The 21,958-nt window shown below is 70.5% G+C and carries 16 protein-coding genes, 2 pseudogenes and 1 riboswitch; of the genes and pseudogenes, 8 read left to right on the top strand and 10 right to left on the bottom strand.

The features are described 5' to 3' along the window. Positions 1 to 181: 181 nt before the first annotated feature. A pseudogene (locus ASD48_RS45635) lies at positions 182 to 340 on the top strand (sulfite exporter TauE/SafE family protein); the annotation flags it as partial. Between the two features lie 56 nt (positions 341 to 396). Here ASD48_RS45635 and ASD48_RS45630 read toward each other — a convergent pair. Then, positions 397 to 768 (bottom strand): annotated as a pseudogene (locus tag ASD48_RS45630) (haloacid dehalogenase-like hydrolase); the annotation flags it as partial. Positions 769 to 1,929: 1,161 nt separating this feature from the next. Here ASD48_RS45630 and ASD48_RS28680 point away from each other — a divergent pair. Continuing rightward, a complete protein-coding gene (locus ASD48_RS28680; protein WP_057604636.1) occupies positions 1,930 to 2,430 on the top strand; it encodes a hypothetical protein in 501 nt (166 codons plus the stop codon). Further along, a riboswitch (ZMP/ZTP riboswitch) is annotated at positions 2,423 to 2,511 on the bottom strand. It overlaps the preceding gene by 8 nt. Positions 2,512 to 3,132: 621 nt before the next feature. Here ASD48_RS28680 and ASD48_RS28675 read toward each other — a convergent pair. Further along, complete coding sequence (locus ASD48_RS28675; protein ID WP_057604635.1) at positions 3,133 to 3,630, bottom strand: GNAT family N-acetyltransferase; 498 nt, start codon at positions 3,628 to 3,630, stop codon at positions 3,133 to 3,135. Between the two features lie 348 nt (positions 3,631 to 3,978). Between ASD48_RS28675 and ASD48_RS28670 the strand changes: the two genes are divergently transcribed. Continuing rightward, the gene (locus ASD48_RS28670; RefSeq protein WP_057604634.1) at positions 3,979 to 5,031 is read left to right on the top strand and encodes a hypothetical protein; all 1,053 of its coding nucleotides are present in this window, start codon (positions 3,979 to 3,981) and stop codon (positions 5,029 to 5,031) included. 99 nt (positions 5,032 to 5,130) lie between these two features. On the opposite strand, the gene ASD48_RS28665 is transcribed toward ASD48_RS28670, so the two are convergent. Together ASD48_RS28665 and ASD48_RS28660 are read right to left on the bottom strand one after the other, a co-directional pair. After that, a complete protein-coding gene (locus ASD48_RS28665; RefSeq protein ID WP_107104422.1) occupies positions 5,131 to 5,499 on the bottom strand; it encodes a PPOX class F420-dependent oxidoreductase in 369 nt (122 codons plus the stop codon). 82 nt (positions 5,500 to 5,581) lie between these two features. After that, positions 5,582 to 6,433, bottom strand: a complete 852-nt coding sequence (locus ASD48_RS28660) for an alpha/beta fold hydrolase (RefSeq protein WP_057604632.1) — start codon at positions 6,431 to 6,433, stop codon at positions 5,582 to 5,584. 113 nt (positions 6,434 to 6,546) lie between these two features. Here ASD48_RS28660 and ASD48_RS28655 point away from each other — a divergent pair, with 113 nt between their 5' ends. Beyond that, positions 6,547 to 6,945: a helix-turn-helix domain-containing protein gene (locus ASD48_RS28655; protein ID WP_079074076.1), complete on the top strand. Its 399-nt coding sequence runs from the start codon at positions 6,547 to 6,549 to the stop codon at positions 6,943 to 6,945. Between the two features lie 114 nt (positions 6,946 to 7,059). On the opposite strand, the gene ASD48_RS42505 is transcribed toward ASD48_RS28655, so the two are convergent. Continuing rightward, positions 7,060 to 8,307, bottom strand: a complete 1,248-nt coding sequence (locus ASD48_RS42505; RefSeq protein ID WP_057604630.1) for a hypothetical protein — start codon at positions 8,305 to 8,307, stop codon at positions 7,060 to 7,062. 281 nt (positions 8,308 to 8,588) lie between these two features. Here ASD48_RS42505 and ASD48_RS28645 point away from each other — a divergent pair, with 281 nt between their 5' ends. After that, positions 8,589 to 9,638 (top strand): FUSC family protein, encoded by a 1,050-nt coding sequence (locus ASD48_RS28645; protein WP_057604629.1) that lies wholly within the window; start codon positions 8,589 to 8,591, stop codon positions 9,636 to 9,638. Positions 9,639 to 9,989: 351 nt separating this feature from the next. Here ASD48_RS28645 and ASD48_RS28640 read toward each other — a convergent pair whose 3' ends face one another. Beyond that, positions 9,990 to 10,679: a GAF and ANTAR domain-containing protein gene (locus tag ASD48_RS28640; protein WP_199875995.1), complete on the bottom strand. Its 690-nt coding sequence runs from the start codon at positions 10,677 to 10,679 to the stop codon at positions 9,990 to 9,992. 245 nt (positions 10,680 to 10,924) lie between these two features. After that, positions 10,925 to 12,004: a hypothetical protein gene (locus ASD48_RS28635; protein ID WP_057604627.1), complete on the bottom strand. Its 1,080-nt coding sequence runs from the start codon at positions 12,002 to 12,004 to the stop codon at positions 10,925 to 10,927. A gap of 382 nt (positions 12,005 to 12,386) precedes the next feature. On the opposite strand from ASD48_RS28635, the gene ASD48_RS28630 reads away from it, so the two are divergent. Continuing rightward, on the top strand, positions 12,387 to 12,929 hold the full coding sequence (locus ASD48_RS28630) for a DUF1707 domain-containing protein (protein WP_057604626.1): 543 nt from the start codon (positions 12,387 to 12,389) through the stop codon (positions 12,927 to 12,929). A 58-nt stretch (positions 12,930 to 12,987) separates the two neighbouring features. Here the strand turns inward: ASD48_RS28630 and ASD48_RS28625 are convergent, their stop codons facing one another. Together ASD48_RS28625 and ASD48_RS28620 are read right to left on the bottom strand one after the other, a co-directional pair. Then, entirely contained in the window at positions 12,988 to 13,806 is an 819-nt protein-coding gene (locus ASD48_RS28625) for an SGNH/GDSL hydrolase family protein (RefSeq protein ID WP_057604625.1), read from the bottom strand. Positions 13,807 to 14,146: 340 nt separating this feature from the next. Next, positions 14,147 to 16,474: a hypothetical protein gene (locus ASD48_RS28620; RefSeq protein WP_057604624.1), complete on the bottom strand. Its 2,328-nt coding sequence runs from the start codon at positions 16,472 to 16,474 to the stop codon at positions 14,147 to 14,149. A 195-nt stretch (positions 16,475 to 16,669) separates the two neighbouring features. Here ASD48_RS28620 and ASD48_RS43715 point away from each other — a divergent pair, with 195 nt between their 5' ends. Continuing rightward, positions 16,670 to 16,816 (top strand): DUF2474 domain-containing protein, encoded by a 147-nt coding sequence (locus ASD48_RS43715; protein WP_107104421.1) that lies wholly within the window; start codon positions 16,670 to 16,672, stop codon positions 16,814 to 16,816. A 939-nt stretch (positions 16,817 to 17,755) separates the two neighbouring features. Next, positions 17,756 to 19,873, top strand: coding sequence for a helix-turn-helix domain-containing protein (locus tag ASD48_RS28615; protein WP_057604623.1), 2,118 nt, complete (start codon positions 17,756 to 17,758; stop codon positions 19,871 to 19,873). A gap of 183 nt (positions 19,874 to 20,056) precedes the next feature. On the opposite strand, the gene ASD48_RS28610 is transcribed toward ASD48_RS28615, so the two are convergent. Then, on the bottom strand, positions 20,057 to 21,889 hold the full coding sequence (locus ASD48_RS28610; RefSeq protein ID WP_057604622.1) for an AMP-dependent synthetase/ligase: 1,833 nt from the start codon (positions 21,887 to 21,889) through the stop codon (positions 20,057 to 20,059). Between the last annotated feature and the right edge of the window lie 69 nt (positions 21,890 to 21,958).

The raw sequence follows: 21,958 nt of genomic DNA, 5'->3' as shown, positions 1-21,958 counted from the left end.
CAGCAGGTGACACTTCTCTGCACAGCACGGCACCACCGATTAGGGGATGCGGCCGCCGCAGAGGTTGATCAGCGGTGACCGTTCCTGCTGCTCATGAACATCACGTTGCCAGCTTGCTCTTCATCCGCTTGCCGCGCTGATACTGGCCGGGCAGCGGCCGGAGGGCGGGCAGCAGCGTGGAGTGGAGGTGTGGGCGGGCCTGGCCGCGGGGCTGCTGATCGCGGTGGTGACCGCGCCGGTCGGGGTATCCGGGGCGGTGTTCCTCCTCACGGTTCGCCTGTGCGTCTTCGGCGTGCCGAGTCCGGCGATTACGCCGACGAATCTGCTGTGCAATGTGGTGGTCTCCGGTTCCGGCTTCTTGTGGCCGACGCTTTCGGAGATGACCCAGCCCTGAACGAGCTGGTCGAGTCCGGTGTTACGGATCTTCGCTTCCTGCTGGACGGTGCGCCCATTGGTGACGATGACGCAACTCCAGCCGTGCGCCTGTGCCTTGCCCAGCGCCTCGCGGGTGGACTGCGCCAGGACGACTCGATCGGCGGCGCCAGTGTCGAGAAGGGCACGGATGGTCGTGGTCGGCACCACGCCCCCGTACCGGTCGGTCAGAGCTGCCGCGACTTCCTGACGCGTCGTATAGCCGCCGGCATCGACAGCCATCACCCACGTGAGGTCGGAGGCAGGCAGGCCGTCTTGGGCGAGGAAGTCGACGACTGCGGCGCGGAAGGCCGCATCGCGGTCGACAAGGGTGTTGTCGAGGTCCAGCAGCAGCAACGGCAGACCGGCACTAGATCATGGAAGCGGCTGCGAGGCAGGTCAGTTTCGGGCTGGCATCGGCACCAGGCCGACGGAGCCGGATGCTGCGGATCGTTGACGCTCACCGCGCGACCAGCGAAACGCGTGCACCGGAGCGACATCCTCGAACCGGCCGGTCACACAGTCCCACAGCGGACGCCGGCAGCGCCCGTGCACCGCGTCCACGTACGACGATTCGATGCACGGCCCCGCCTGATCCACCCCAGCTGGTACCGCCACGCAGCACCCCGAGCCCACACCGCCGCGCGTCCAGGTTCGCTGAGACAGAAGCCCGAACGACTCGGTTCGCTGAGAAGGCGACTCGATGGAGTGAGACGTGACAGACGCCGACAGTTGGCCCGCTGATCTCTGGACTCGGGCAGGGGCTTGATTACGGCGTAATCACCAGTGCCCGGGGGGAAGCGGCGGTCTGAGTGATTACGCCGTAATCACTCGCGGGCTGGCAAGCGGGAGGGTCCGCGTTCCCAGGGCCCAACTATCGAGCGGACGGGTCCCCAGAGGACTGGGTTGGACATCGTGAATACCGCGGCCACCTCGTGATCCAAGTTCGGTCCGCTGCACTACGTCGGGCGGCGGAGGAAGGCATCGCGAGGAACCAGCAGTAGCCCGAAGGCGAGCGCCCAATCTTTTCAGCAGGGGACCGGGTAGCAGCTCACCATGAACTCCCGACCACGCTTCGCGTCCGCCGCGACCCGGTTCTGCGGTTGCCGGCGAGTGGCTGAGGCTTGGAGCCAAGTTCGGGAGCGCTCGGCCCGAGGCTCGTGGGATGGCATTGAGCGCCGTACCGGGCGCAGCTGGCAGGCTCGCTCTGATTACGCCGTAATCACTCAAGCGAGCTGGCACGTTCTCCCCGATGTGGTGTTGGGCAGCCAGGGATCCGCCAGACGTCACACGGTGTCAGCGAAGGGGGACGCCAGGACGACGGACGTCGTGGTGGCGCAAGCCCGTGGAACAGCAGGGTCTGGGGACCTGCGAGGCAAGTGCTGCGGTCGACGCTTCCAGGAAGGGAGCCCTGGCCGGCCCGGGGCATTGTCCGCCGACCAGACATAGGTGTGGCAAGCCAGTTGGCCGCTCTGAGCGTGCCTCTTGACCGGATGCTGTGGCGGGCAGGCTGTGGGGATGACTGCCTTTCTGAACCAGTTGCCTGCCCTCATAGGTGTCATCGTCGGTGTCCTCGGGACGCTGCTCACGGCACGGCTCAACGACAAGGCGCAGTGGGCGCGTGCCTTGTCGGTGCGGTGGGATGAACGACGGCTGGATGCCTACTCCGAGTTCGGTCGGGCGCTCAAGGAGGTCCACTTGCTTGCGCATCGTCTCACCGCGTCGTCGCGGCCCTCGTCGCGTGCGCATCCGATCGATCGGGCTACGGGGCTTGAGTTGATTGCCCAAGCGGACGCCCAGCGGACCAAAGCCTGGGAGGCGGTGCTTCTGCTGGGTGACGCTGACACTGTGGCCGCTGCGCGCGAGTGGCGCTGGGCGGTGCTGCAGTTGGAGCGGGAGGCGCGTGGTGTCGCTGGCGACGGCTTCGACTGGGCAGCTGCTGTACGGCGCGGACGAAGGCCGGGACCGCTTCTACGTCGCTGCCAGGGCCGGCCTGACCGTGGGGCAGCGGCGACGTAGCCCAGGCGCACGGCAACGACGACGTCTCGTCAGACCGCTCCCCGGTAGTGCTCCACCTCAGCGCCAATCACGGCCCGGACCGCACTGCGGGAGACGCGCGGCCTGCTCATACCCGTCAATGTCCTGTGCCAGGAGGCGACTTGCCCGGGCCGGGGACGAAGGGCGCGGTGGTGAAGGGGCGGTCGCCTGCGCGGCGAAAGGCTCTGCGGGACTTCAGCCGGACGATCGTCCCCGCAGGCAACAGGTGAGGCCCGGGGACACTGTCCCCCTCACGACCACGTCCTGCACAACACGGTCGGCCGTGGCGGCATTCCCGCACCGCCCACCCGGCGGGCGGGCTCCCGTCCCGGCTCGGGGGAATCACAGGACGGGAGCCCTGTCATCGTCTTCCCGGCAGCACGGGCAAACGGATGCGTCAGGCCCCCGTGCGATCTGCCCGCTTCCGATCGTGGCCCGTGCCGTGTCCGACGGACCGTCTCGGTGACCCCGCCTCGGGGCCGAACCGACCGCGCAGCCGACCGGGCCGGACAGGAGACCCGTGCGGCGGGAGCGCGTCCGAGCGAGACGTACGGGCCGGGCGTACGGGCGGGACCTACCGGCAGGGCGTGCGAGCGGGACGCACGGCAGAGCGTACGGGCGGGGGGCGTGCGGGCGGGCGGGGCGTGTGCGAGCCGCGGCAGCGTGGTGGCTGAGGCGGGCCGCTCACACGGTGCGCTCCATGCAGAGCAGCTGGTCGCGTGCTTCCCATGAAGGGGCGACGGTGAAGCCGAGCCGCTCGTACAGGGCGATGGCGCTGGTGCGCCATTTCCACACCGACAGGCGTACCGTGCCCACGCCGCTTTCCGCGGCCCGCGCGAGCGCGGCACCGATCAGGCCGGCCGCGATACCCCGGCCCCGGAACGCCGGCTCCGTCCAGAGTCTTTTGATCTCTGAGCGTCCGCCGGCGGGGGCGGTCACCACGAGGCAGCCCACGGGTGTGTCGCCGCTCAGGGCGATCAGCACGGTGTCGTCGGCGAACGCGGCCCCCGGGTCGAGGATTTCTTTCCGGTAGCGGTCCGGCAGTGCGTCCACGTCGGCGACCGGGTCGCCCTTCTCGGCCTGTGTCCGCAGGTGGTAGGCCGCCAGGAGCTCGGCCGGGCGGGCCGGCGCAGGGCCCTGGCCCGGCCAGCGGACGATGACAACCTCGGGTTGATCGGTCACTGCGCCAGCATCACACGAGCCGTACCCGTGGCTCAGGAGGGGCGGGTGAGGCCAGGCAGTCTGGTTCGGATCAGTGGGACGTTGATCTGGGCATGTCGGTGACTGACGCCCGGTGGGCGCGGATCGAGCCGTTACTTCCGGACCGGAACCCGAAGAGGGGTGGCCGTTGGCGGGATCACCGTGAGGTGATCGACGCGATCGCCTTCAAGTCCGCGACCATCTACCCGGCCGGACTCCATAGCGCCGGCATCTTCCCCTGGTCCGCCTGCTGACTCAGTGAAACTGTGTGGTGTCAGCTGACGTGGATCGGTATGCCCATTGTCAGACGCTGCTGGCAGCATCGCCGCTATGAACGCCATCTTTACCACCCCACCGCGGCCGTTCGACATCACCGCGCTCTTCCCTCAGCTGGCTCCTCTGGCGCGCACGGCGACCCGGCTGCACCCGCGGCCGGGGTCGCCGACCGTGCACGACAGCTCCGTCGGCGGGCCGCTCCTGTGGCCCGCCGACGAGCCGTGGCCCCGCTGCGTAGAGCCGCACGACAGTGAAGCGGCAGACGAGATGCACTCTCCGGCCGAGATCCGGATCCTGCGTCGCATCCATGCAGCAGCGGCCGAGCGGCGGCTCCGCGCCCCCCAGGCACCCGCGATCACGCCCGAGGAACGGGAGATCGAGCAGCGGCTCCGCGAGGGCCACCCGTGGTTCGACGGCCCGATTCCCATGATCCCCGTGGCCCAGTTCTACGCCCGCGACGTCCCTCTCCCGGCCAGCCCTCCCGGAGCCGACCTTCTCCAGGTCCTGTGGTGCCCCTGCGACCACGAGGAGTTTGCACACCCCCGAACCGCCCTCTTCTGGCGTTCCTCCGCCTCCGTCACCGACGTCATCGAGGCCCCGCCCGAGCCGCCCGTGATCCAGTTCGACTGGTACCTGCCAGAACCGTGCTTGCTCGCACCGGAACAGATCACCGAATACCCCAGCCCCCTGCAGCTGAGCAAGGAACTGCAGCAGCAGTTGGACGACGTGAAGCTGTGGGAGACAGCCGGATTCGGGTGGGACAGCACCGGCGCGTTGGACCCGCAGGAGTTCTACTTCCGCAACCTGTGCCACGCCCCCGGGTGGAAGACCGGCGGCTGGACCCGCTGGGGCCTGACCGACCCCATGCCGCGCCCCTGCCCCGAATGCGGCACCGAGACGACCCCGCTCCTCACCATCGCGTCCTCGGAATGGAACTCCGGCAGCAAGAGCTGGATGCCCGAGGAGGAACGCACGAACCCGACTCCGCTCCTCCTCGGCACCCCGCCCTCGAACTTCACTCTCCTCGACATCGGCGGCGCCTACACCCTGCAACTCCACGTCTGCCCTGCCTCCCCGGACCATCCCCACATCGAACTGGTCCAGTGAGCCCTCGCGGAAGTCCTCCGCGTCGACGCATACGCCGCGACCGACTACCCAGTCAGCAGCTTCGGCCAACTACCAGATGATCCAAACGACGGGCCCTAGCTAGCTCTCCAGGCCCCAACTGTGGATCCGCCTGGGGTGGATGCGGATCACCTCCTCGCTGAAGTGCGGGCCCAACTCATGCGGCCCGACGAGGAGTTCGGATTCTCCTCGGATGTCCACGCCGCGCACGGTCCAGGGCCGCAGGCTCACGACGTCGTCCACGACCAGCGCGGCTTTCGGGTTCTTGCGGAGATTGCGCCACTTCTTCGTCTGCCCCATGGCGAACCCGCCGATCAGGATCGTGCCGTCTTCCTGCAGGAAGAACCCCACGGGGTTGGCCTGCGGCTGCCCCGACGGGTCGACCGTAGCGAGGCGCCCCAACCGCTGTGACATCAGGTACGCGCGTTCGGTCGCGCTGAATTCGGTCATGGCGGCAGCCAAACATGTTTCGCCCGCCCGCACATCGGGTCACCGACCCAGGGCGTGCCTCGAATGTCGGCGACTGCCCCGGTCACGCAGCAATCGCATCCTCACCGGCCAGGAACGGATGCAACAGCATGAGCAGGGCGTTCGGTCGGTGCAGTGGAATGATGTGGCCACAGTCTTCGATGACGTGTCCGGTGAGGTCGTCGGTGACGGGGCGGAGTTGGCGTTCCAGTGCAGCGCCGACAGGTTGGGCGCCCAGCGCCATTGTGGGCACCGTCAGGCGGGCGGTGGTAACGGCCTGCGAGATCTGCAGTGCGCTTTCGGGCAGGGCCCGGTAGTACGAGAACGCGCGGCTCAACGCGTCGCTGCCCGTGTATGCGTGGACAAAGGCGTCCCGGATGGCAGCGGGCACTCCGTCGCCGAGCGTGCCGGTGTGCAGGAACCAGTCGATGTAGGCGGCTTCGTGGCCTTGCAGTACGGTCTCCGCGAGGCCGGGCGCGGCGGTATGGAAGCCGAACCACCACGGCGGCCCGCCGGCAAGGAAGTCCTCAGCGCCCGGTAGCCCGCCCAGCACGGACTCCATGACGACCAGGCGTCGGACGAGACCGGGGTGGCGTAGGGCGAGGAGGAAGGCCGCCGGGGTGCCCGCGTCGATACCCACTACTGCGGCGGAGGACACACCGAGCTTGGCGAGAAGCGCTGCGGCGTCCTCGGCCAGGGTGCCGGCGTCATACCCGGAGGCGGCCGTGCTGCTCGCGCCGAATCCGCGCAGGTCCGGCGCGATGACGCGGTAGCGGTCGGACAGGTCGTCCATGATGTCCGTCCATAGCTCCCAGGTGTGCGGAAAGCCGTGCAGCAGCAGGACGGCCGGGCCGGATCCGGCGAGGGCAACGTTGAGTTCGACACCGTTGACAGGGACGCATCGCAGTTCGGGCATGGAGGTACTCCAGGGGTGGTGAGGAATGGTGACAAGGTCACGCTAGGGAACTAGCCTGGTGCCTCCAAGACGGCACTTTCCCATCAGGTGGTGAGCCCGGGGTGACCACGTCCATGCCCGGCAAACCCGGTCGGCGGCCCGGTGAGCGCGGTGATCTGCTGGACCCGCGCTGCCCGACCCGCCAGTTGCTCGACCGCATCGGTACCAAGTGGACGTCGATGGTGGTCAAGGTGTTGGCCGAGACGGATCCCGACGAGCTCAGGTTCGCGGAACTTCGGCGTCGCATTCCGGGCATCTCACAGAAGATGCTGTCTGTCACGCTGCAGAGTCTGGTCCGTGACGGCCTGGTCGCGCGCCGTGTGGAACCCACGGTGCCGCCCGCCGTCCACTATCGACTCACCGAGCTCGGCCTGTCCCTCGAAGGACCGCTCTCCGCCCTGCGGGTCTGGGCCGAGACACACATGCCGGAGATCGACCGCAGCAACCGGCTCGCCGATGCCCGGCAGACTTGACAACCCCTGCGCCGTCGAATCGGAAGCCGGAGACGGAAGCGAAGACCGAGGGTCGTGGCCCGGCCGACGGTGCCGTGCTCGGAGGGTTCGGAGGTATCAGAGGTTTCGGAGGTATCAGAGGTCGCGGAAGTCCTTCGCGTCCGGGTAGGTCACGTCGGTGCAGCCGCGTCGCTTCGTGATGTCGTCGACGTAGGCACGGAACAGGGCCTCCAGTCGCCGGGACCCGAGGATGCCGTCGTAGGTGTAGCTGGAACTGAGCGTATGCAGGGCGGGCTTGCCGTCGCAGACGGAGGAGGCCCACCACGCTCCGGCGGCGTGTCCGGCAGTTCCCGCCTCGATGATCGCGTCCGGGCCGCCGAGGACCTCGTATCCCACGGTGTGCGCCTCCGGGCCGAAGTAGGAGGCGGCGCGCAGCCACCAGGGCGAGTGGGTGAGCGCGCTGCGGGCGTAGTCGCGCTCGTCGTCTTCGAGGCCGTCGGCGATCCGGCCCACCTGGTCGGGGCCGACCGCCAGAAGGCAGCCTTCGAGGGGGTTGGCGTCGTGGACGGGTACCGCGAGGGCTCGGTCGGGCAGCCGGTCCTGTCCCTGCCGCTCGAGGTGTGCGGCGAACCAGCCGCAGGAGCCGCCGGTCGTCTTCGCGGGGCGAAGGGCGATCGGCACGGAGGCGAGCCGGCTGTCCGGCAGGGCGGCCAGCCGGACCTCGCAGCCGATCCGGTCGGCTGCCCTCTCGGCTGCGGTGCGGGCGATGCGGGCGAGGCGTTCACGGTCGGCTGCGGAGACGTCGTCGTAGTCGGCGCGGGCGGTGACGTTCAGCAGCTCGGGGGCTGTCGCACGGCTGCCCGGTCCGCACTCGGCGCGGACGGTCGTGTACCAGTCCCCGTACCTGCCCAGGGTGCCGTCGCCCACCGGCCACGCTTCGGGGCGCCGGTCGGCGACCGCCGTGACATCTCCCTTTTCGGTGCCGTCGGCGTCATCGGCGTCATCGGTGTCATCGAACGGCTCGAGTCCGCTGTCGTCGCCGATCCAGTTCATCGGCTCGGAGGCGTCGCTGCGCCGCACCACCAGCGTGAACAGGCTCGTGGTCTTTCCGGGGCCGGGCACCTTGTAGACGATGCAGGAACTGTGCGGTTCGCGGCTGTCGATCCGGTACTCGTCGTAGTCGCTGGCCTTCGCCCGGACCATCCCGCCCTGCAGGCCCATCACCGCGGCCCCCGACACGAGCCCGTCACACGCCGCGCTGATGTCGCGTTCGCTGGACGCGCGGTCGCGAAAGTCATCCGCCGTCAGCCAGCCCGCGTACAGACTCAGCCCGATACCGCCCCACGCAGTCCACCGCCACAGCCCGATCACTCCCGCGCGCACCGCAACTCCCCCGTTGTGAAACCGTCCGGCGCGATCCGTGCCGCGCCGGTCGACGAGCGTAGACGGCCGCCGACCGGCACGTTGAGGGAGGGCCGGAGACACGTTCCGCTTAGACCCGCGGGCGTGCGGGCGGCTCGTAATCTGGTCGGGTCTCATCGCCTGCGGGAGGGGAGTGTGCTCGTGCCGCCGTACGGGAAAGGGGCTGCGGACGGGCCTTCGGACAGGCTGTCGGACAGGCATTCGGGCGGAGCTGCCGGTGGGGCTGCGCGTTGCCGTCGGCGGTGAGCGTCCTGGGCCACCTCGGGCGTCCGGTGCCCGGCGGGCTGCACCGGCTGAGCGCGCAGGAGGTGCGGGGCGGGGCCCGGATGGTGCTGTGCGCCACGCTGTCGTGGTGGCTGTCGGTCGAACTGGGCATCAGCAGTGCCCCCGTCGCCGCTGTGCTGCCTGCGGTGTTCACCCTGTCCGGGATCCCGCTGTGGGCCCCCCGGCTGGGGCTCTACCGTCTGGGCAGTGTCCTGCTGGGGGTGGGCATCGCGGCGGTCGCCCTGCGCTGGCTTCCCGTGTCCGCGCTCTCCCTCGCCGTCGTGGTGAGCGCCGGATACCTCGCCAGCCTCCTGCTGCGTATCGACGGTGCTCCCAGCCAGCAGGTGCTGGTCAGCGCCGCGCTCGTCTTCGGTGTGCCCGTCTCGGGCTATCCGGAGCAGCGCGTTCTGGAGAACCTGGTCGGGATCGCGGTGGTCATCCTCCTGGGCCCCCTGCTGTGGCCTCCCGACCCCTGCCGCCTGCTGTCCGGCCGACTGGACGCCTACCGCGACCGCCTCGATCGTCTGCTGGCGGAGCTGGGCCGCCGGCCCGGCGGGGCCCCGCTGCGGCAGGAGGCGGGGCCGGCGGAAGGCCTGTGGCAGCAGCCCCATGTCCTCGATCGGGATCTCTGCCGGGCCCGGCGGGCGCTGCGCTGGAGTGTGACGCACCGTCGTTCGGCCGCCGCGCTCGACGAGGTCGGACACCGTATCCGGCTGGCCGAACGCACCGCGGTTCCCTTGCACTGCCTCACCGCACAACTGCAGGCCGCGAGCGGGCCGGCGGCGGCCGGCCCCGGTGACACTCACGCCTGCGAGGGCCCGGGGCCGTTGCTGAACGCCGTGCGGCACGCGCTGATCCGCGCGCTGGCCGGCGCCGATCCCGCGGAGCTGATCGTCCGGGCCCGGAAGATCGGCGACCAGGGCGGGCCTGCCCGAAGCGACCGGCACGACAGCCTGCTCCGCGGCCTCCTGCTGCTGGTCCTCGACCGGCTCGACGACTACCGCGAAGCGCACTTCACCGGCCGATGACCTGTCGGCGCACCGGCGGCAGCACAAGGGGCCGGGGCGGGCCGGTGACGGCCGGAGCCAACCTGTGCGGGGGTGGAATGGGCGAGGCGTGAGGGGCGTGCGCTGGGCAGGATCGGGGCCCGATGCGGCGCATGCCGGTTCGGTGCTGCTCTTCCGGGCTGCCTGCCCGCCCGGCCCACGCTTCGCTCGCTGATACGGCCGACGAGTCGGCGAGGCCACCGTCCCACGAGAGCCGGGGAGGTCGCTTCCGCCACGGACAGGACAGGTCGTCCTGCCCCTCACGGGAGACCGGCACCCACCGCCACGGCAGGCCCCGGCCTGCACCATGACGGCAGGCCGGGACCCACCCGGTCACGACAGGCTGCCACCTGCGCAGACCAGGCGGGCGACCTCGCGAAGTTTGACGTTGTTCTCCTGCGAGTAGCGGCGCAGCACGTCGAAGGCCTGCTCCTCGGTGATGTGGTGGCTGCCCATCAGGATGCCCATGGCCTCGCCGATGGCGTGGCGGGTGGCGATGGCCTGTTCCATCTGGGCGTGGGTGCGTGCGCTGGAGAGGGCGACCGCGGCGTGGGAGGCGAGCAGCCACCCGGCCGTCTCACTTGCCTCGGTGAACGCACCGGGCTTGCATGAGTAGAGGTTCAGCGCGCCGAGGTCCTCGTCGCCGGTGAACAGCAGGAAGCCCATCATGCTGCCTACGCCGAGCAAGTGCGCCCTGGGGGCGTAGGCGGGCCAGCGCTGGTGCTCGGCGGTGAGGTCGGCGATGCGGAAGACCCGCTCTCCGCTTGGGCTGCGGGCGGCGTCGAAGCAGGGGCCTTCGCCGAGCCGTTCCTGGAGCCGGTCGCTTTCGACGACCAGTTGGCCGGTGGGGGCGAGGGTCTGCACCTTCGCGGCGTGCCGTACGAGAATGCCGGCCTCGTCGCAGCCGTCGACCAGTTCGGTGGCCGATGCCGTGATCCGCTCCAGCGTGTCGTCGACCGAATCCTGTGCCAGCAGGTCACGCGCCATCGAGGCCATCTGTTGTGCGAACCGACCCCAGTCCACTCCGACTCCTTTCCCTCGCCTGCCTGGACAAGCCTCCTACCCAGCCTTTCACGCAACTTGCACAACGGTGCCGGTGAGCGACGCGCTCCTTGACCGTGGCGCCCGCGCCGGCTCCGCGGGGAGGGGCACGGCCCGGCGCGAGCACTGGCGCGCCCCACCCGGGACGGCGTCGTACATCCCGGACCGGAGGGCATGGGCCATGGCGCGAGGTGCGGCCGCGGAGCAGACCTCGGCGTCGCCCCGAACTACCCCGTCACCGACGCACCGACGAGGGCGCGCCGGACCTCCGCCGCCGGGAACGGCGTGCGCTTGCTCTGTGTGAGGAACCGGTGGTGGAACTCGTCCAGGACGATGGCGTGCCGGACGTGCCGGTCGATGATCGCGCCGATTTCGGGCGGAACGCCTTCGGGTCGTCGGCCATCCGCCCACTCCCGCAGGAAGGTCCCGTGCTCGGTGCCGCCCGGCACTACGTCAGGCAGGTGATGGCGCAGCAGATGACTCGGTGCATAGCTGCGGTCGTACACGAGATGGGCGGTCAGGAAGGCATCCTCTTCCGCCGAGAGCTCGAAATCGCGGCTCAGTGCGAGCCCGAAGTCGGCGAAGTACACCCGACGGCCGTCGGTGAGCAGGTTGGCGAAGTGCGCGTCGAAGTGGACCAGGCCGCGGGCGCTCATGAACTCCGTCCCGCGCATCAGTGCTTCCTCGACCCGGCGGTAGGACGATCCGCCCCTCGGCTGTTGCGGGGCCGCACCGCGCAGGCCACCGAGCCAGGCGGCGAGGGTCTGCGGTACGTGCTCCAGGAAGAGCACCAGGCTGAAGGAGGACCTGCCGATGGCTTCCAGCCGATGGCGGACAGCCGGTGACCCGTCCCAGTGCGCGACGGCCCCCTCCACGCCTCCGAAGGCGTCGGTGAAGCCAGCAGGGGGGCTGTCGGGCAGGACCCGCCAGTGGTACAGCAAGGGGAAGCCCGCGTACTCGTTCTTCAGCGCCCAGTCGGTGGTCATCTGGTGAGCGGCCAGTTCGCGCCAGGCACCGAACCCCGCAGACCCCACCCCGTACTGGTAGAAGAGGGGGAGCTCGAACAGGTTGGCGGTCGACCGCAGGTGCTCCGTCCGCAACTCGATGTCCGTCAGCGGGACCCGCTTGACGAAGACGCGTAGTCCGTCGACTTCCATCTCCGCCGATCTGCCGCCGATACCGGAACCCAGACTCGGCGCGGAGGCCACGGCGTCCCCGAGTCGCCGGTCGCTGAACCGGGACAGCCGCGCTCCGACCGTCGCATGAGCGGACACTCGCGCGGCATGCCCTGACCCGGTCTCGTCCATGGGCGGCTCCGGCGGGGTGTCAAGGCTCACGCGATCGATCATGCCAGGGTGTCTCAATCTCCGCCGTATACAAGGAGGTTCTCCTCACCAGGAGGGTCGACAGACATGGATTGGAGACCACTGGTGATCATTTCGCGGGGGCGGACGTGGCGCGCTATCGGGATCTGAAGGCTCTGTTCGGCACCAACGACGGCCCGCCGACTTCGACCACGACTTCCCCGCCCTGATCAACCGCACCCTGTACGGCCTCACTCCGCCCGAACGGCATGTCCTGCGTGCGGTCAGCCTTCTGGACGCCTTCGAACTCGGCCTTGCCACCCAGGCCGCCGGCCTCGCCCACGAAGCCCCGTGCACGGCGCCCGCCCGGCGTTAGGGTGAAAGGGTGACCGCTCTGCCGGAAGACCGGCCGCCGCTGATCGGCGAAGAGGAACGTGACACGGCCGTGCGACGCCTGCGGGAGGCGTACGCCGAAGGGCACCTCTCGCACGAGGATCTGGACGAACGCCTGGAACGGGTGCTCACCGTCACCACGCGCGGCGAGCTCGTGGCGGCGCTGGCCTCGCTGCCGGCGGAGGATGCGGGTACCACGTCCACGATCGCCGCGGCCGGCGGACGGATCAAGCGCGGCGGGGCGTGGCGGGTGCCTCGGTTCCTCAAGGTCGAGTCCGCGTTCGCAAGGGTGCGTCTGGACCTGTCGCGGGCGGTCATCGAGCATCCGGCGGTCGACATCGAGCTGCAGCTCGGCACCGGCAGGGCGAAGATCACGGTGCCGCGCGACGCTATCGTCGAGTACGAGGATCTGCACACCGGCTGGAAGGACACGCGGTACAGGGCACCGCGGAGCTCCCGCGCCGACGGGCCGAGGATCCGGATCTCCGGGACCATGGGGTTCGGACGGCTGAAGATCCGTCACGCACGGCGTTGAGGTTCCGTCGGGCACCAGGCGGCACCAGGCCTGTGCCGAAGCAACACCCGCGCCGGCGCTACGGGGATTGCCGTCGACCGGTGTCCGTCACGGAACCGGGTGTGGCCTTCACAGGCAGGAGCTGAGGTCGTTTCGCGGTGCGCCCGTCGCCGGAGGACCGGCCGCGCAGACGGCGCCGCAGCCAGGGGCCGAGGTGTGCGGCCACCCAGCGCAGTTCGGCTTCTGCGGCTTGCCGGCCCGAAGGGACCTCCTGGGGCGGGAGGGGGAGGGTCCAGGCGTCGTCGCTTCCGGGCAGGCGGACGGCTCGGGCGAGGGCTGCGGCGATGCGTTCGTGGCCGAGGGCGCTGGCGTGCAGTCGGTCCGCGGTCCACAGCCGCGGGTCGGTGGTGACGGGCTGCCGACCGGTTTCGGCGACCGTGACCCCGTGACGGGCGGCCGCGGCACGGATGCGGGTGTTGAGGTCGAACACGCGGGACCTGATGGGCCGGGCAAGGGGCGCGATCTTCGTGACGTCGGGGAAGGTCAGTGTCACCACGTGGGTTCCGGCATCCGTGAGCGCGGCGAACATCTCCTCCAGGTGCCCGGCCACCTCCGCGCCGCTGTACCGCGGCCGAAGCAGGTCGTTGACCCCGGCGACGACGGTGGCCAGGTCGGGGCGCAGGGCCAGGGCAGGCCCCAGCTGTTCCGTGCGCACCTGGCCGGCGGTACGTCCGCGTACAGCCAGATTGGCGTACCGGAGACCGGCGTTGAAGGCCGCGAGGCGCTCGGCGAACCTGTCGGCGAAACCGCGTAGACCGACGGTGTCGTCGCCGTCGCCCAGCCCTTCGGTCTGACTGTCGCCCAACGCGACGTAGCGCAGGTATGCACCGCTCGGCATGAGTCGTCCGCCTTTCCCGCAGGCCGGGTGCGATCCGCAGGCCCCGGTCCGGTGCCCTCTTCGTCCCCGTCCCGGTGGACCTCTTCGTCCTCGTCGCCGCGCTGTTGCCGCGGCCGGCGCCTTCCTCGTTCGCCGCTCATCATACTCAATAAAATGACTAATCATGTCCTTGGGTGTCAGGAGAGATCAGGGGTCTGCCGGACAGTGCGCTGAAGTCCGGAGAGCCTGCTCAAGTCCGGACAGCCCGGTGAAGTCCGAGCAGCCCGGAGAAGTCCGAGCAGCTCTTCGCGGACGAGCCCCTCGCAGGAGGGGCCACGCGCCGATCAGCTTGTGACACGGCCTAATCGCGGCGTGACCGCCTGCCCGGCCGGTCGTAGAGGCCGAGCAGCCGGGAGCCGTTGTGGGGGTCGTTCACGTAGTGCTCGCCGCGCAGTTGGGCCCTGAAGAGCCGTCCGTGTGTCTCTTGGGCCTGGGCGGAAAGATGCTCGGCGTGTTTCGTCAGGCCGGCCGCGTGCAGGGCGGAGAGCAGACCCGCCTGGTCGGACACCGGGCGCCTGTCGACGACCTGGTCGATGATGCGTCGCACGACGCGTTCGCTGCGCGGTGCGGGGCCTCCCACCGCCATGGTTCTGCTGACCAGCAGGACGATGTCGAGGACCGGGCAGTTCAGACACAGGTCCTGGATGAGTGTGTCGAGGTGCACGGTCAGCGTGGCGGACTCCAGGGCGAGCATCAGGTGGGCGGCGGTCTCCACTCCCATGCCGTGGGCGTGTCGGCGCAGGACGTCCAGGCGGGCATAGTGCGATCCGGATCTGCCGAGCGACTGCAGGAAGAGGCCGGCGTGTCCGACCAGGTCGTCGTAGACCATGCACCGGAAGACGACGGTCGCGTGGTCCGGCAGCCCGCAGAACTCCAGGCAGGTGAGGAGCGCCGCGGCCCGCTCGGGGGCGAGGATGCGGGTGGCCGCGGCCATGATCGCCTCCGAGCCCGGAACCAGACAATCCAGACCCCCGATCAGTTGCCGGATCTGTGCCGTGTCCCTGCGGTCCATGATCAGCATGAGGAGGTCCGTGGCCAGCTGGTGGCGTCCCGACATGTAGAGCTCGTCGATCAGCACCGCGATGTCGTCGGCGGGGCGGCTCTCCGCGGCCTGGGCCAGCACCGTCCAGGCGCGCTGGTCCCGCAGGACGTGCAGGAGGGGAACGAGATGTCCGACGCTGCGCTGCTGTGTGTGGGTGAAGACGCTCTCGGCGTCGGTTTCCAGGCCGTGTTCGGTCAGGGAGCGGATGAACTCGGCCACGTCGGCCGCCGAGCGGGTGGCGGCCGCCTCCGCCTGGAGGACGTCGGCGTATCTGCCCAGGCAGGCCTGACGCAGTGTGATGCTCAGGGTCACCAGGTCCGTGAGGGGGCGCTGAGCGGCCGCGGTGGCCATGGCGGCCACGACCGCGTCGCCGAGCTCGGTGTCCGTGAGCAGCAGGGCGGCCGATACCAGGTCGGGCAGGGGGCGGACCACGGCCGCGGCCTGCAACAGGCTTTCGGCGTAGCAGGGAAGCCCGCAGCGGTGCAGGGCGATGGCCAGCGCGGCCATGCTCTCGGGCTGATGGAACTTCACCGAGGCCTGGACGAGGATCAGTACGTAGTCCTCGAGGCCTTCGCGGGTCAGTTCGCGGGCCAGTGCGCTGGTGTCGTCCACGGAGCGCACCATCACCATGGCCGGCAGGGCGGTCTGCGCGTGTGCGTCGAAGCCCGCCTGCCGCAACGCCGCCAGGAGTCCGACCACTTCTTCGATCGTGCGCGACTGGCTGGCCGCTCTGACCAGTTCGCTCGCCATGGCCTGACGGGTGCGCAGTTCCAGGTCGCTGACGGCGCGTACCAGCTCGGGTACCGACGATCTGCGGTCGGCTTCTTCCAGCATGGCCACGATCGAGGGGGTGTCGCCGTCCTGGTGGCCGTCCGAGCCGAGTTCCTGAACGGTTTCGAGCTGGATCTCCAGGCGGTGGCACCGGTCCTCGGCGGCGATCAGCTCGGCGCGGGCCACCGCCAGGGACTCCTGCAGGTAGATGACCTGCTCCTGCAGATCGCCGCACTCCTCCTGCAGCCGGGTGTACTCCCCCTGCCAGATCTCGAGTTCGGCGCGGTGGGTGAGCTGCTGCCCCTCGATGCTGGTCTCGAGGTTGCGGACCCGGCCCCGCACGTGCTCCAGCCGGCTCTCCCGGTCTCGCAGGGCCTCTTCCAGGGCCCGCTGGCGGGTGGTGATGCGCCGGGTCTCGTCGTCGGCCTCGGCCAGTCTGTCCTGGAGGGCCTGGGCCTTGCTGCTGGGCCGGTGGGACTTCAGCGCCTGGCGGTGCAGGTCCCTGAGGGCTTCCTCGGCTTCGGGGGTGAGCGGGCACTGCGCGTCCTGTACGTCCGCGATCACTCCGGCGACGAAGTCCCACGGCGGGAGACGCTCGCCGCTGAGGTAGCGGGTGACGGAACTCGCGTTGAGGAAGCGGCGCGCCGCGTAGCGGCGGACACTGATGCCCAGGGCGAGGAAGACCTGCCGCAGATCCTCCGCCAGGGCGCGTTTCTCGGGGGCCAGACCGTCCTTGAGCGGTGCCAGACGCACCTGTGGCCGGACCGCCGCGGTGACCGCTGTCTGTGCCGGGGTGGGCACCTGTCCGTTGTGCATCAGGTCAGTATCACCGAGCGGCAACTCCCCTACCGTTCCCGTGGTGTTGCCGCTTCAGACGGCAACACCACCAGGGGCTGCCATGGTGAACGGCAACGCCCGCAAGGGCTTTCCGTACCGGTGGACGTAGTGCGGATCGGTCACCATCGCAGCGCAGGGCGGCACCCGCCCGGCACTGGACCGGGAGGTACCGCGATGACCGTGTTCGACAAAGACCGACGCTCGGCCGCCGCCCGGGCGGCGTTGTGGCGCCGCCTGGGCCGGCAGGCCGCCCTCGGGGCGGCTGGCGCGGCCGGCTCCGGCGTCGTCAGCCTGGCGTTGTGGTGGCTGACGTCCCGCTGAGGCGTCCCCCTGTGACGTCTCGCTGAGGCGTCCCGCTGAGGCGTCCCCCTGTGACGTCCCGCTGAGGGACACGGTGTCCCGGTGACCTTGCCGTGCGTTTCACGGCGCGTTTCGAGACACGCTCGGTGGCGGGCATCATGGCTCGCCCGGTGGCGGGCATCGTGGCGCGTGTTTGTGGTGGGCCTCGTGCCGCGCGGAATCCCGATTCCGTGCGTCACGCGCGGCCGGCGGATTTCCCGGGCAGGTCCCGGATTCCCGTGGGACGAGGTCCCGTTCTGCCGGACCGCGTGAACGCGGGAAGGGGGTTCCTGCCGGTAACAGGAACCCCCTCGTTTCCCCGGTGGTTCGCGCTGCCGAGCCCAGGAAGACAGGACAGTTCCTACGGGGGCGCGGCAGGGCCGCTGCCCTCCAGCTCAGCACCCAACCGCCTCCGCCGCACGATGGTTCGCGCCTTCGGGAGCCTTCGGAAGGAGCACCGGTGTTTCGGAACGCCGTACGTGCAGGTCACAGCGGTGCGAGTCGAAACAGGGGGCTTGCGCTGCGGCCGGGCGCGCCGGTGGCGGGGGTGGCGGCGGCAACAAGCCGGTCAGTATGTGACACGGACCGAAGAATTCAGAAATAGATCGGAATACCCGTCAGCCGGTAAGGGAAAAGCGGAATCCTGTGTCGGCAGGAGCTTCCCCGACTTCTCGAGTTCCGCTCGCGCGACAGCCTTGCCGCGGAACGTCTTCGCATTTCAGGACCGGGGAATCCAGAACGCCTCGTGGCCCGGCCGGTAACCGGACACGGGGTGCTCCGTGCGGCGCATGCGCACCGCGCCCAGGAAGACAGGAATTCATTCATGCTGCATCGATACCGCCCTCGCCGTCGGCTCCGCTGCCCGGACGGCGTGCCCCGCATCGTCACGGCCGTCGGCGCGGTCACCGTGGGAGGTATGTGATGGTGTGGGACCAGGTGCCCGGCCGGCGGCCGGCGGAGCACGAGACCGCGCCGCCGCGGATCGGTGGTCAGCAGCAGTTCCGTGAGGAACTGACGAGACTGCGCACCGGGCTCGGGGTGTCGCTCGCCCAGCTCGAGCAGGCCAGCCAGCGGCAGGGCAAGCGGCTGCCGCCGGCCACCGTCTCCAATGTGCTGTCGCGGGACAGGCTGCCGGAGTGGGAGTTCGTCGCTGATTTCCTGGCCGCGTGCGGTCTCGACGAGGCGCGGCGCGAACCCTGGCAGCAGGCCTGGCGGGAACTGGCCGCGGTGTCCGCGACCCAGGCTTCCGTCCCGGCACAGGCACACGCACAGGCACACGCAGAGGCACCGGCTGCGGCCGAGGGCCAGGCTGCGGCCGAGGCCGGGTCTCCGACTCCCGCCGGAGCTGGGGGCCCTGGTGGTGCGGAAGCCGCAGCCGCGTCCCCTCCCCCGGCCCCTTCCCCTCCCCCGGCGCCTTCGCCGACAGCGCCTCCCGGCAAGCCGGCGGGCAAGTCCCCGGACGACGTCCCGCGCGCCGACGGCGGCCGGTGGAAGGCGTGGCGGACCCGTCTGGCAGGGCACCGCGCCGCCGTGGCGGTCTGCGCCGCCCTCGCGCTCGCCGCGGCCGCCGGCGTGTACGCCTTCGACGAGCACCGCAAGAACGGGCAGCAGGAGGAGCAGCGCGAAAAGGAGCAGCAGCGGCAGGACAAGTACCGCAAGGAGCACTGCGGGACCATGAACCCGGCGCTGGTGACCGAGGCGGGCGGGGAGTGCACGGGAGTGACCGACGGCCTCGACCGTGCCGATGTGTTCGGTTCCGCCCTGGAGCCCGTGCTGACGGCCATCGGCGCGGAGAACCACCGGGCGACCCGCGACGGCCACTACGTCACCATCGCGTTCCTGGCGCCGCTGACCTCGGTGGGCAGTGCGGGCAAGGCCAAGGACCTGACGCTCGACCAGTTCGTCGGCGAGGTCGAGGGCGCCTACACGGCCGTCGAACGGGCCAACGCCGACGACGGCCCGCTGAAGATCCGTCTGGTGCTGGCCAACATGGGCAGCGGCGAAATGCACTGGAAGAAGGCCGTCGACACGCTGGCCGGGCTGCCCAAGGCCGAAAACCTGGTCGCCGTCACCGGGATGGGGCTGAGCCAGCAGGAGTCCGTCGACGCCGCCCGCACGCTCGGCGGGAGGGACATCCCCATGGTCGCCGACCTCATCACCGCCGACGGCTTCGACACCACCGGCATCATCGACAGTCCGAAGAACGCACCGAAACGCATCAACGGCCTGGTACGCGTCACCCTGACCAACGCGGCCCAGCTCAAAGCGCTCGGCGAGGAACTGGACGGCGACACGCGCACCGCCGCGCTGGTGCGCACCGCCAAGACCCCCAACGGCACGCGCGACTTCTACACCGACTCCCTCTACGAGGACTTCCGTACCGTCGGCGGGCTGAAGAAGCACCTCGACCCCATGGCGGACTTCTTCTTCGACCCCCGGGGTGGAGTGGAGTCGATCCTGGGCGCGATCGGCCAGAACCTGTGCAGCACCGAGCACCCGGTCGACACCGTGTACTTCGCGGCCCGGGAGAAGTACCTGCCCGACTTCCTCCAGGCGCTCAGCCGGCGCAGCTGCCACCGCCGGCCCATCACCGTGGTCTCCGGATCCGACACCGCGGCCCTGGACCCCAAGACCCTCACCGCCTTGAACCAGGACGGCGAGGCACCCATCGCCGTGCTGTACGCCTCCCTGCCCACGGCCGCGCAGCTGCGCAGCCCCGGCAACAGCGACCACAACCTGTACGAGCAGTTCCTCGACGCGTTCGGCGGCGACCACCACGGGCAGAAGTTCCCCGCCGTCCACGCCACCCGCGGCTACTGGCCCGTCCTCGCCCACGACGCCGTGCTCACCGCCACCACCGCCATCCGCAACGCCACCACCCCGACCAGCGCCCTCCCCGACCGGTACGCCGTCCTCAACCACCTCTACGCCCTCGCCGACGGCGCCGTCCCGGCCGCCACCGGACGCTTCGGCATCGACCCCACCGGGAACCGCACCAAGGTCCCCATCACCATCCACCGCCTCGGCACCACCACGTGACCACGTGACCACCCGACCACCTGCCCCCTGACGTCCCGACGTCCCGACGTCCTGTAGCCGGGCCCGGGCATCCCGGCCGGCCGCGTCGGCGCGGGATGCCCCCGTCGGGACCCTCTGTCCTCTGGTGATCTCCGGCGGCCGTGCGTTGCGGGCCGTCGGCCATGAGGTCGGTCTCCGTGGCGGTCAGTCGCCGTAGAGGCCGGTCAGTTCGGTGGCGTACTTGTCCCGGACGACGCGGCGGCGCAGTTTCAGCGACGGGGTCAGTTCGCCGGTCGCGGGTCCCCACTCCTGAGCCAACAGCCGGTAGCGCTTGACCTGTTCGGTGCGGTTGAGGCGGCTGTTGGCGGCGGCCACGGCCCGGTCGACCTCCTCGAGGACGGCGGGATGCGCGGCCAGCGCCGCGAGGTCCGCGCCGTTCTCCAGGCCGTGGGAGGCGGCCCAGGCGGGTGCCGCCTCGGGGTCGAGCACCAGCAGCGCGACGAGGTAGGAGTGGTGGTCGCCGTGCACCATGGCCTGGCCGATCAACGGGTGTTCCTTCAGGGCGTTCTCCACCAGCGCCGGGGAGACGTTCTTGCCCGTCGAGGTGACGATCATCTCCTTCTTCCGGTCGGTGATCCAGACGTAGCCGTCCTCGTCGACCCGGCCGATGTCGCCCGTGTGCAGCCACCCCTCCTCGTCGAGCGCCGGGCCGACCGTGCCGTCCGGCCGCAGATAGCCGGCGAAGACGGAGGAGCCGCGCACTTGGAGCTCGCCGTCCTCGGCGGTGCGCACCCGCACGCTCGACACCGGGCGGCCCACCGAGCCCAGCCGGAATCCGGTGCGGGGGCTGTTGGCCGTGGCCACGCCCGTCGTCTCGGTCAGCCCCCAGGCGTCCATGACGACGATGCCGAAGCCCGCCCAGAACCGGACCACGTCCAGCGGCATCGGCGCGGAGGCACTGGCGGCCCAGACGACCCGGTCGAGACCCCCCGCGGCCAGCAGCGGCAGCAGCACCGTCTCGCGACGGCGCGCGTACGCCTCGGCGAGCGCGGCCGGCGGTTCCTCTCCGCGCTCCTGGAAGCCGACGTGCTCACGGGCCACCTCGGCTGCCTCCTCGACGGCCTTGCGCCGCTCCTCGGGCAGCAGGGTCAGTCCGGCTCGGACCGAGGCGGCCAGCTTCTCCCAGACCCTCGGCACGCCGAAGAACTGCCGGGGCCGCAGCTCGCGCACCGCCTCGGCCACGGCGGCCGGATCGGCGCAGAGATGGACGTGCGAGGCGCGGTGGCAGGGCAGGTAGATGCCGAGCATCCGCTCCGCGATGTGGGCGAACGGCAGGTAGCAGACGTGCTCTACGTGCGACGGCAGTTCCACCACCTCGTCGAGCGCGACGGCGTTGGCGAGCACCTGCTGATGGGTGAGGACCACGCCCTTGGGCTCACCGGTGGTCCCGGAGGTGTAGACGACGGTCAGCGCGTCCCCGGGGCGGGCCGTGTCCAGTGCCTTGGCAAAGCCCTCCGGGACCGGCACGCGGGTCAGCGCCGCGTAGGGCAGGTGCCGTCCCTCCTCGCCGTCCTCCACCACCACGAGCCGTCCGAGCGGCGTGGCGTCGTCGTCGAGCAGCGGCGCCCACACCTCGGCCTGGGCGGCGCCCTCCACCACCGCCAGCGCCGCCCGGCAGTTGCGCGCGATGTGGGTGATCTGCTCCGGCGCAGCGGTGCCGTAGACACTGACCGGCACGGCGCCGAGGCGCACCAGCGCGAGGTCGGACAGCCAGTGCTCGGGACGGTTGGCCATCATGAGCAGGACATGGTCGCCGCGGCCCACGCCGAGCGCGGCGAGGCCTGCGGCGAGTTCCGTGGTGCGGTCCCTGACCTCCGCCCAGGTGAGCGTGGACCAGGCGCGGCCGTCCGGGGTCCGCCAGGACAGGGCGGGCAGGTCCGGATGGAGGCGGGCGTTGCGTTCCAGGAGCAGGGGCAGCGTGGACGGCGCCGCCGGTTCTCCTTGTGGGCCCCCGTCGGTGCGCGGGGCAGATGTCATGACGGCCTCCTGGCGTGCTGGACGGATCGGACCGGATCGGGGTCGGTCCGGGGTCGGTTGGAATTGGGG

The sequence above is a fragment of the Streptomyces sp. Root1310 genome (assembly GCF_001426425.1).
Lineage (GTDB): Bacteria > Actinomycetota > Actinomycetes > Streptomycetales > Streptomycetaceae > Streptomyces.
Note: the sequence above shows the minus strand (reverse complement) of the source record. Positions and strands in the feature narration are given on the sequence as shown.

Excerpts from the sequence above, each read along its gene's own strand:
- ASD48_RS28665 (WP_107104422.1), bottom strand. The coding sequence starts at position 5,499 with ATGACCGAATTCAGCGCGACCGAACGCGCGTACCTGATGTCACAGCGG.
- ASD48_RS28670 (WP_057604634.1), top strand. The coding sequence starts at position 3,979 with ATGAACGCCATCTTTACCACCCCACCGCGGCCGTTCGACATCACCGCG.
- ASD48_RS28625 (WP_057604625.1), bottom strand. The coding sequence starts at position 13,806 with ATGCCGAGCGGTGCATACCTGCGCTACGTCGCGTTGGGCGACAGTCAG.
- ASD48_RS28660 (WP_057604632.1), bottom strand. The coding sequence starts at position 6,433 with ATGCCCGAACTGCGATGCGTCCCTGTCAACGGTGTCGAACTCAACGTT.
- ASD48_RS28655 (WP_079074076.1), top strand. The coding sequence starts at position 6,547 with ATGCCCGGCAAACCCGGTCGGCGGCCCGGTGAGCGCGGTGATCTGCTG.
- ASD48_RS28635 (WP_057604627.1), bottom strand. The coding sequence starts at position 12,004 with ATGGACGAGACCGGGTCAGGGCATGCCGCGCGAGTGTCCGCTCATGCG.
- ASD48_RS28680 (WP_057604636.1), top strand. The coding sequence starts at position 1,930 with ATGACTGCCTTTCTGAACCAGTTGCCTGCCCTCATAGGTGTCATCGTC.
- ASD48_RS28610 (WP_057604622.1), bottom strand. The coding sequence starts at position 21,889 with ATGACATCTGCCCCGCGCACCGACGGGGGCCCACAAGGAGAACCGGCG.
- ASD48_RS43715 (WP_107104421.1), top strand. The coding sequence starts at position 16,670 with ATGACCGTGTTCGACAAAGACCGACGCTCGGCCGCCGCCCGGGCGGCG.
- ASD48_RS28620 (WP_057604624.1), bottom strand. The coding sequence starts at position 16,474 with ATGCACAACGGACAGGTGCCCACCCCGGCACAGACAGCGGTCACCGCG.
- ASD48_RS28615 (WP_057604623.1), top strand. The coding sequence starts at position 17,756 with ATGGTGTGGGACCAGGTGCCCGGCCGGCGGCCGGCGGAGCACGAGACC.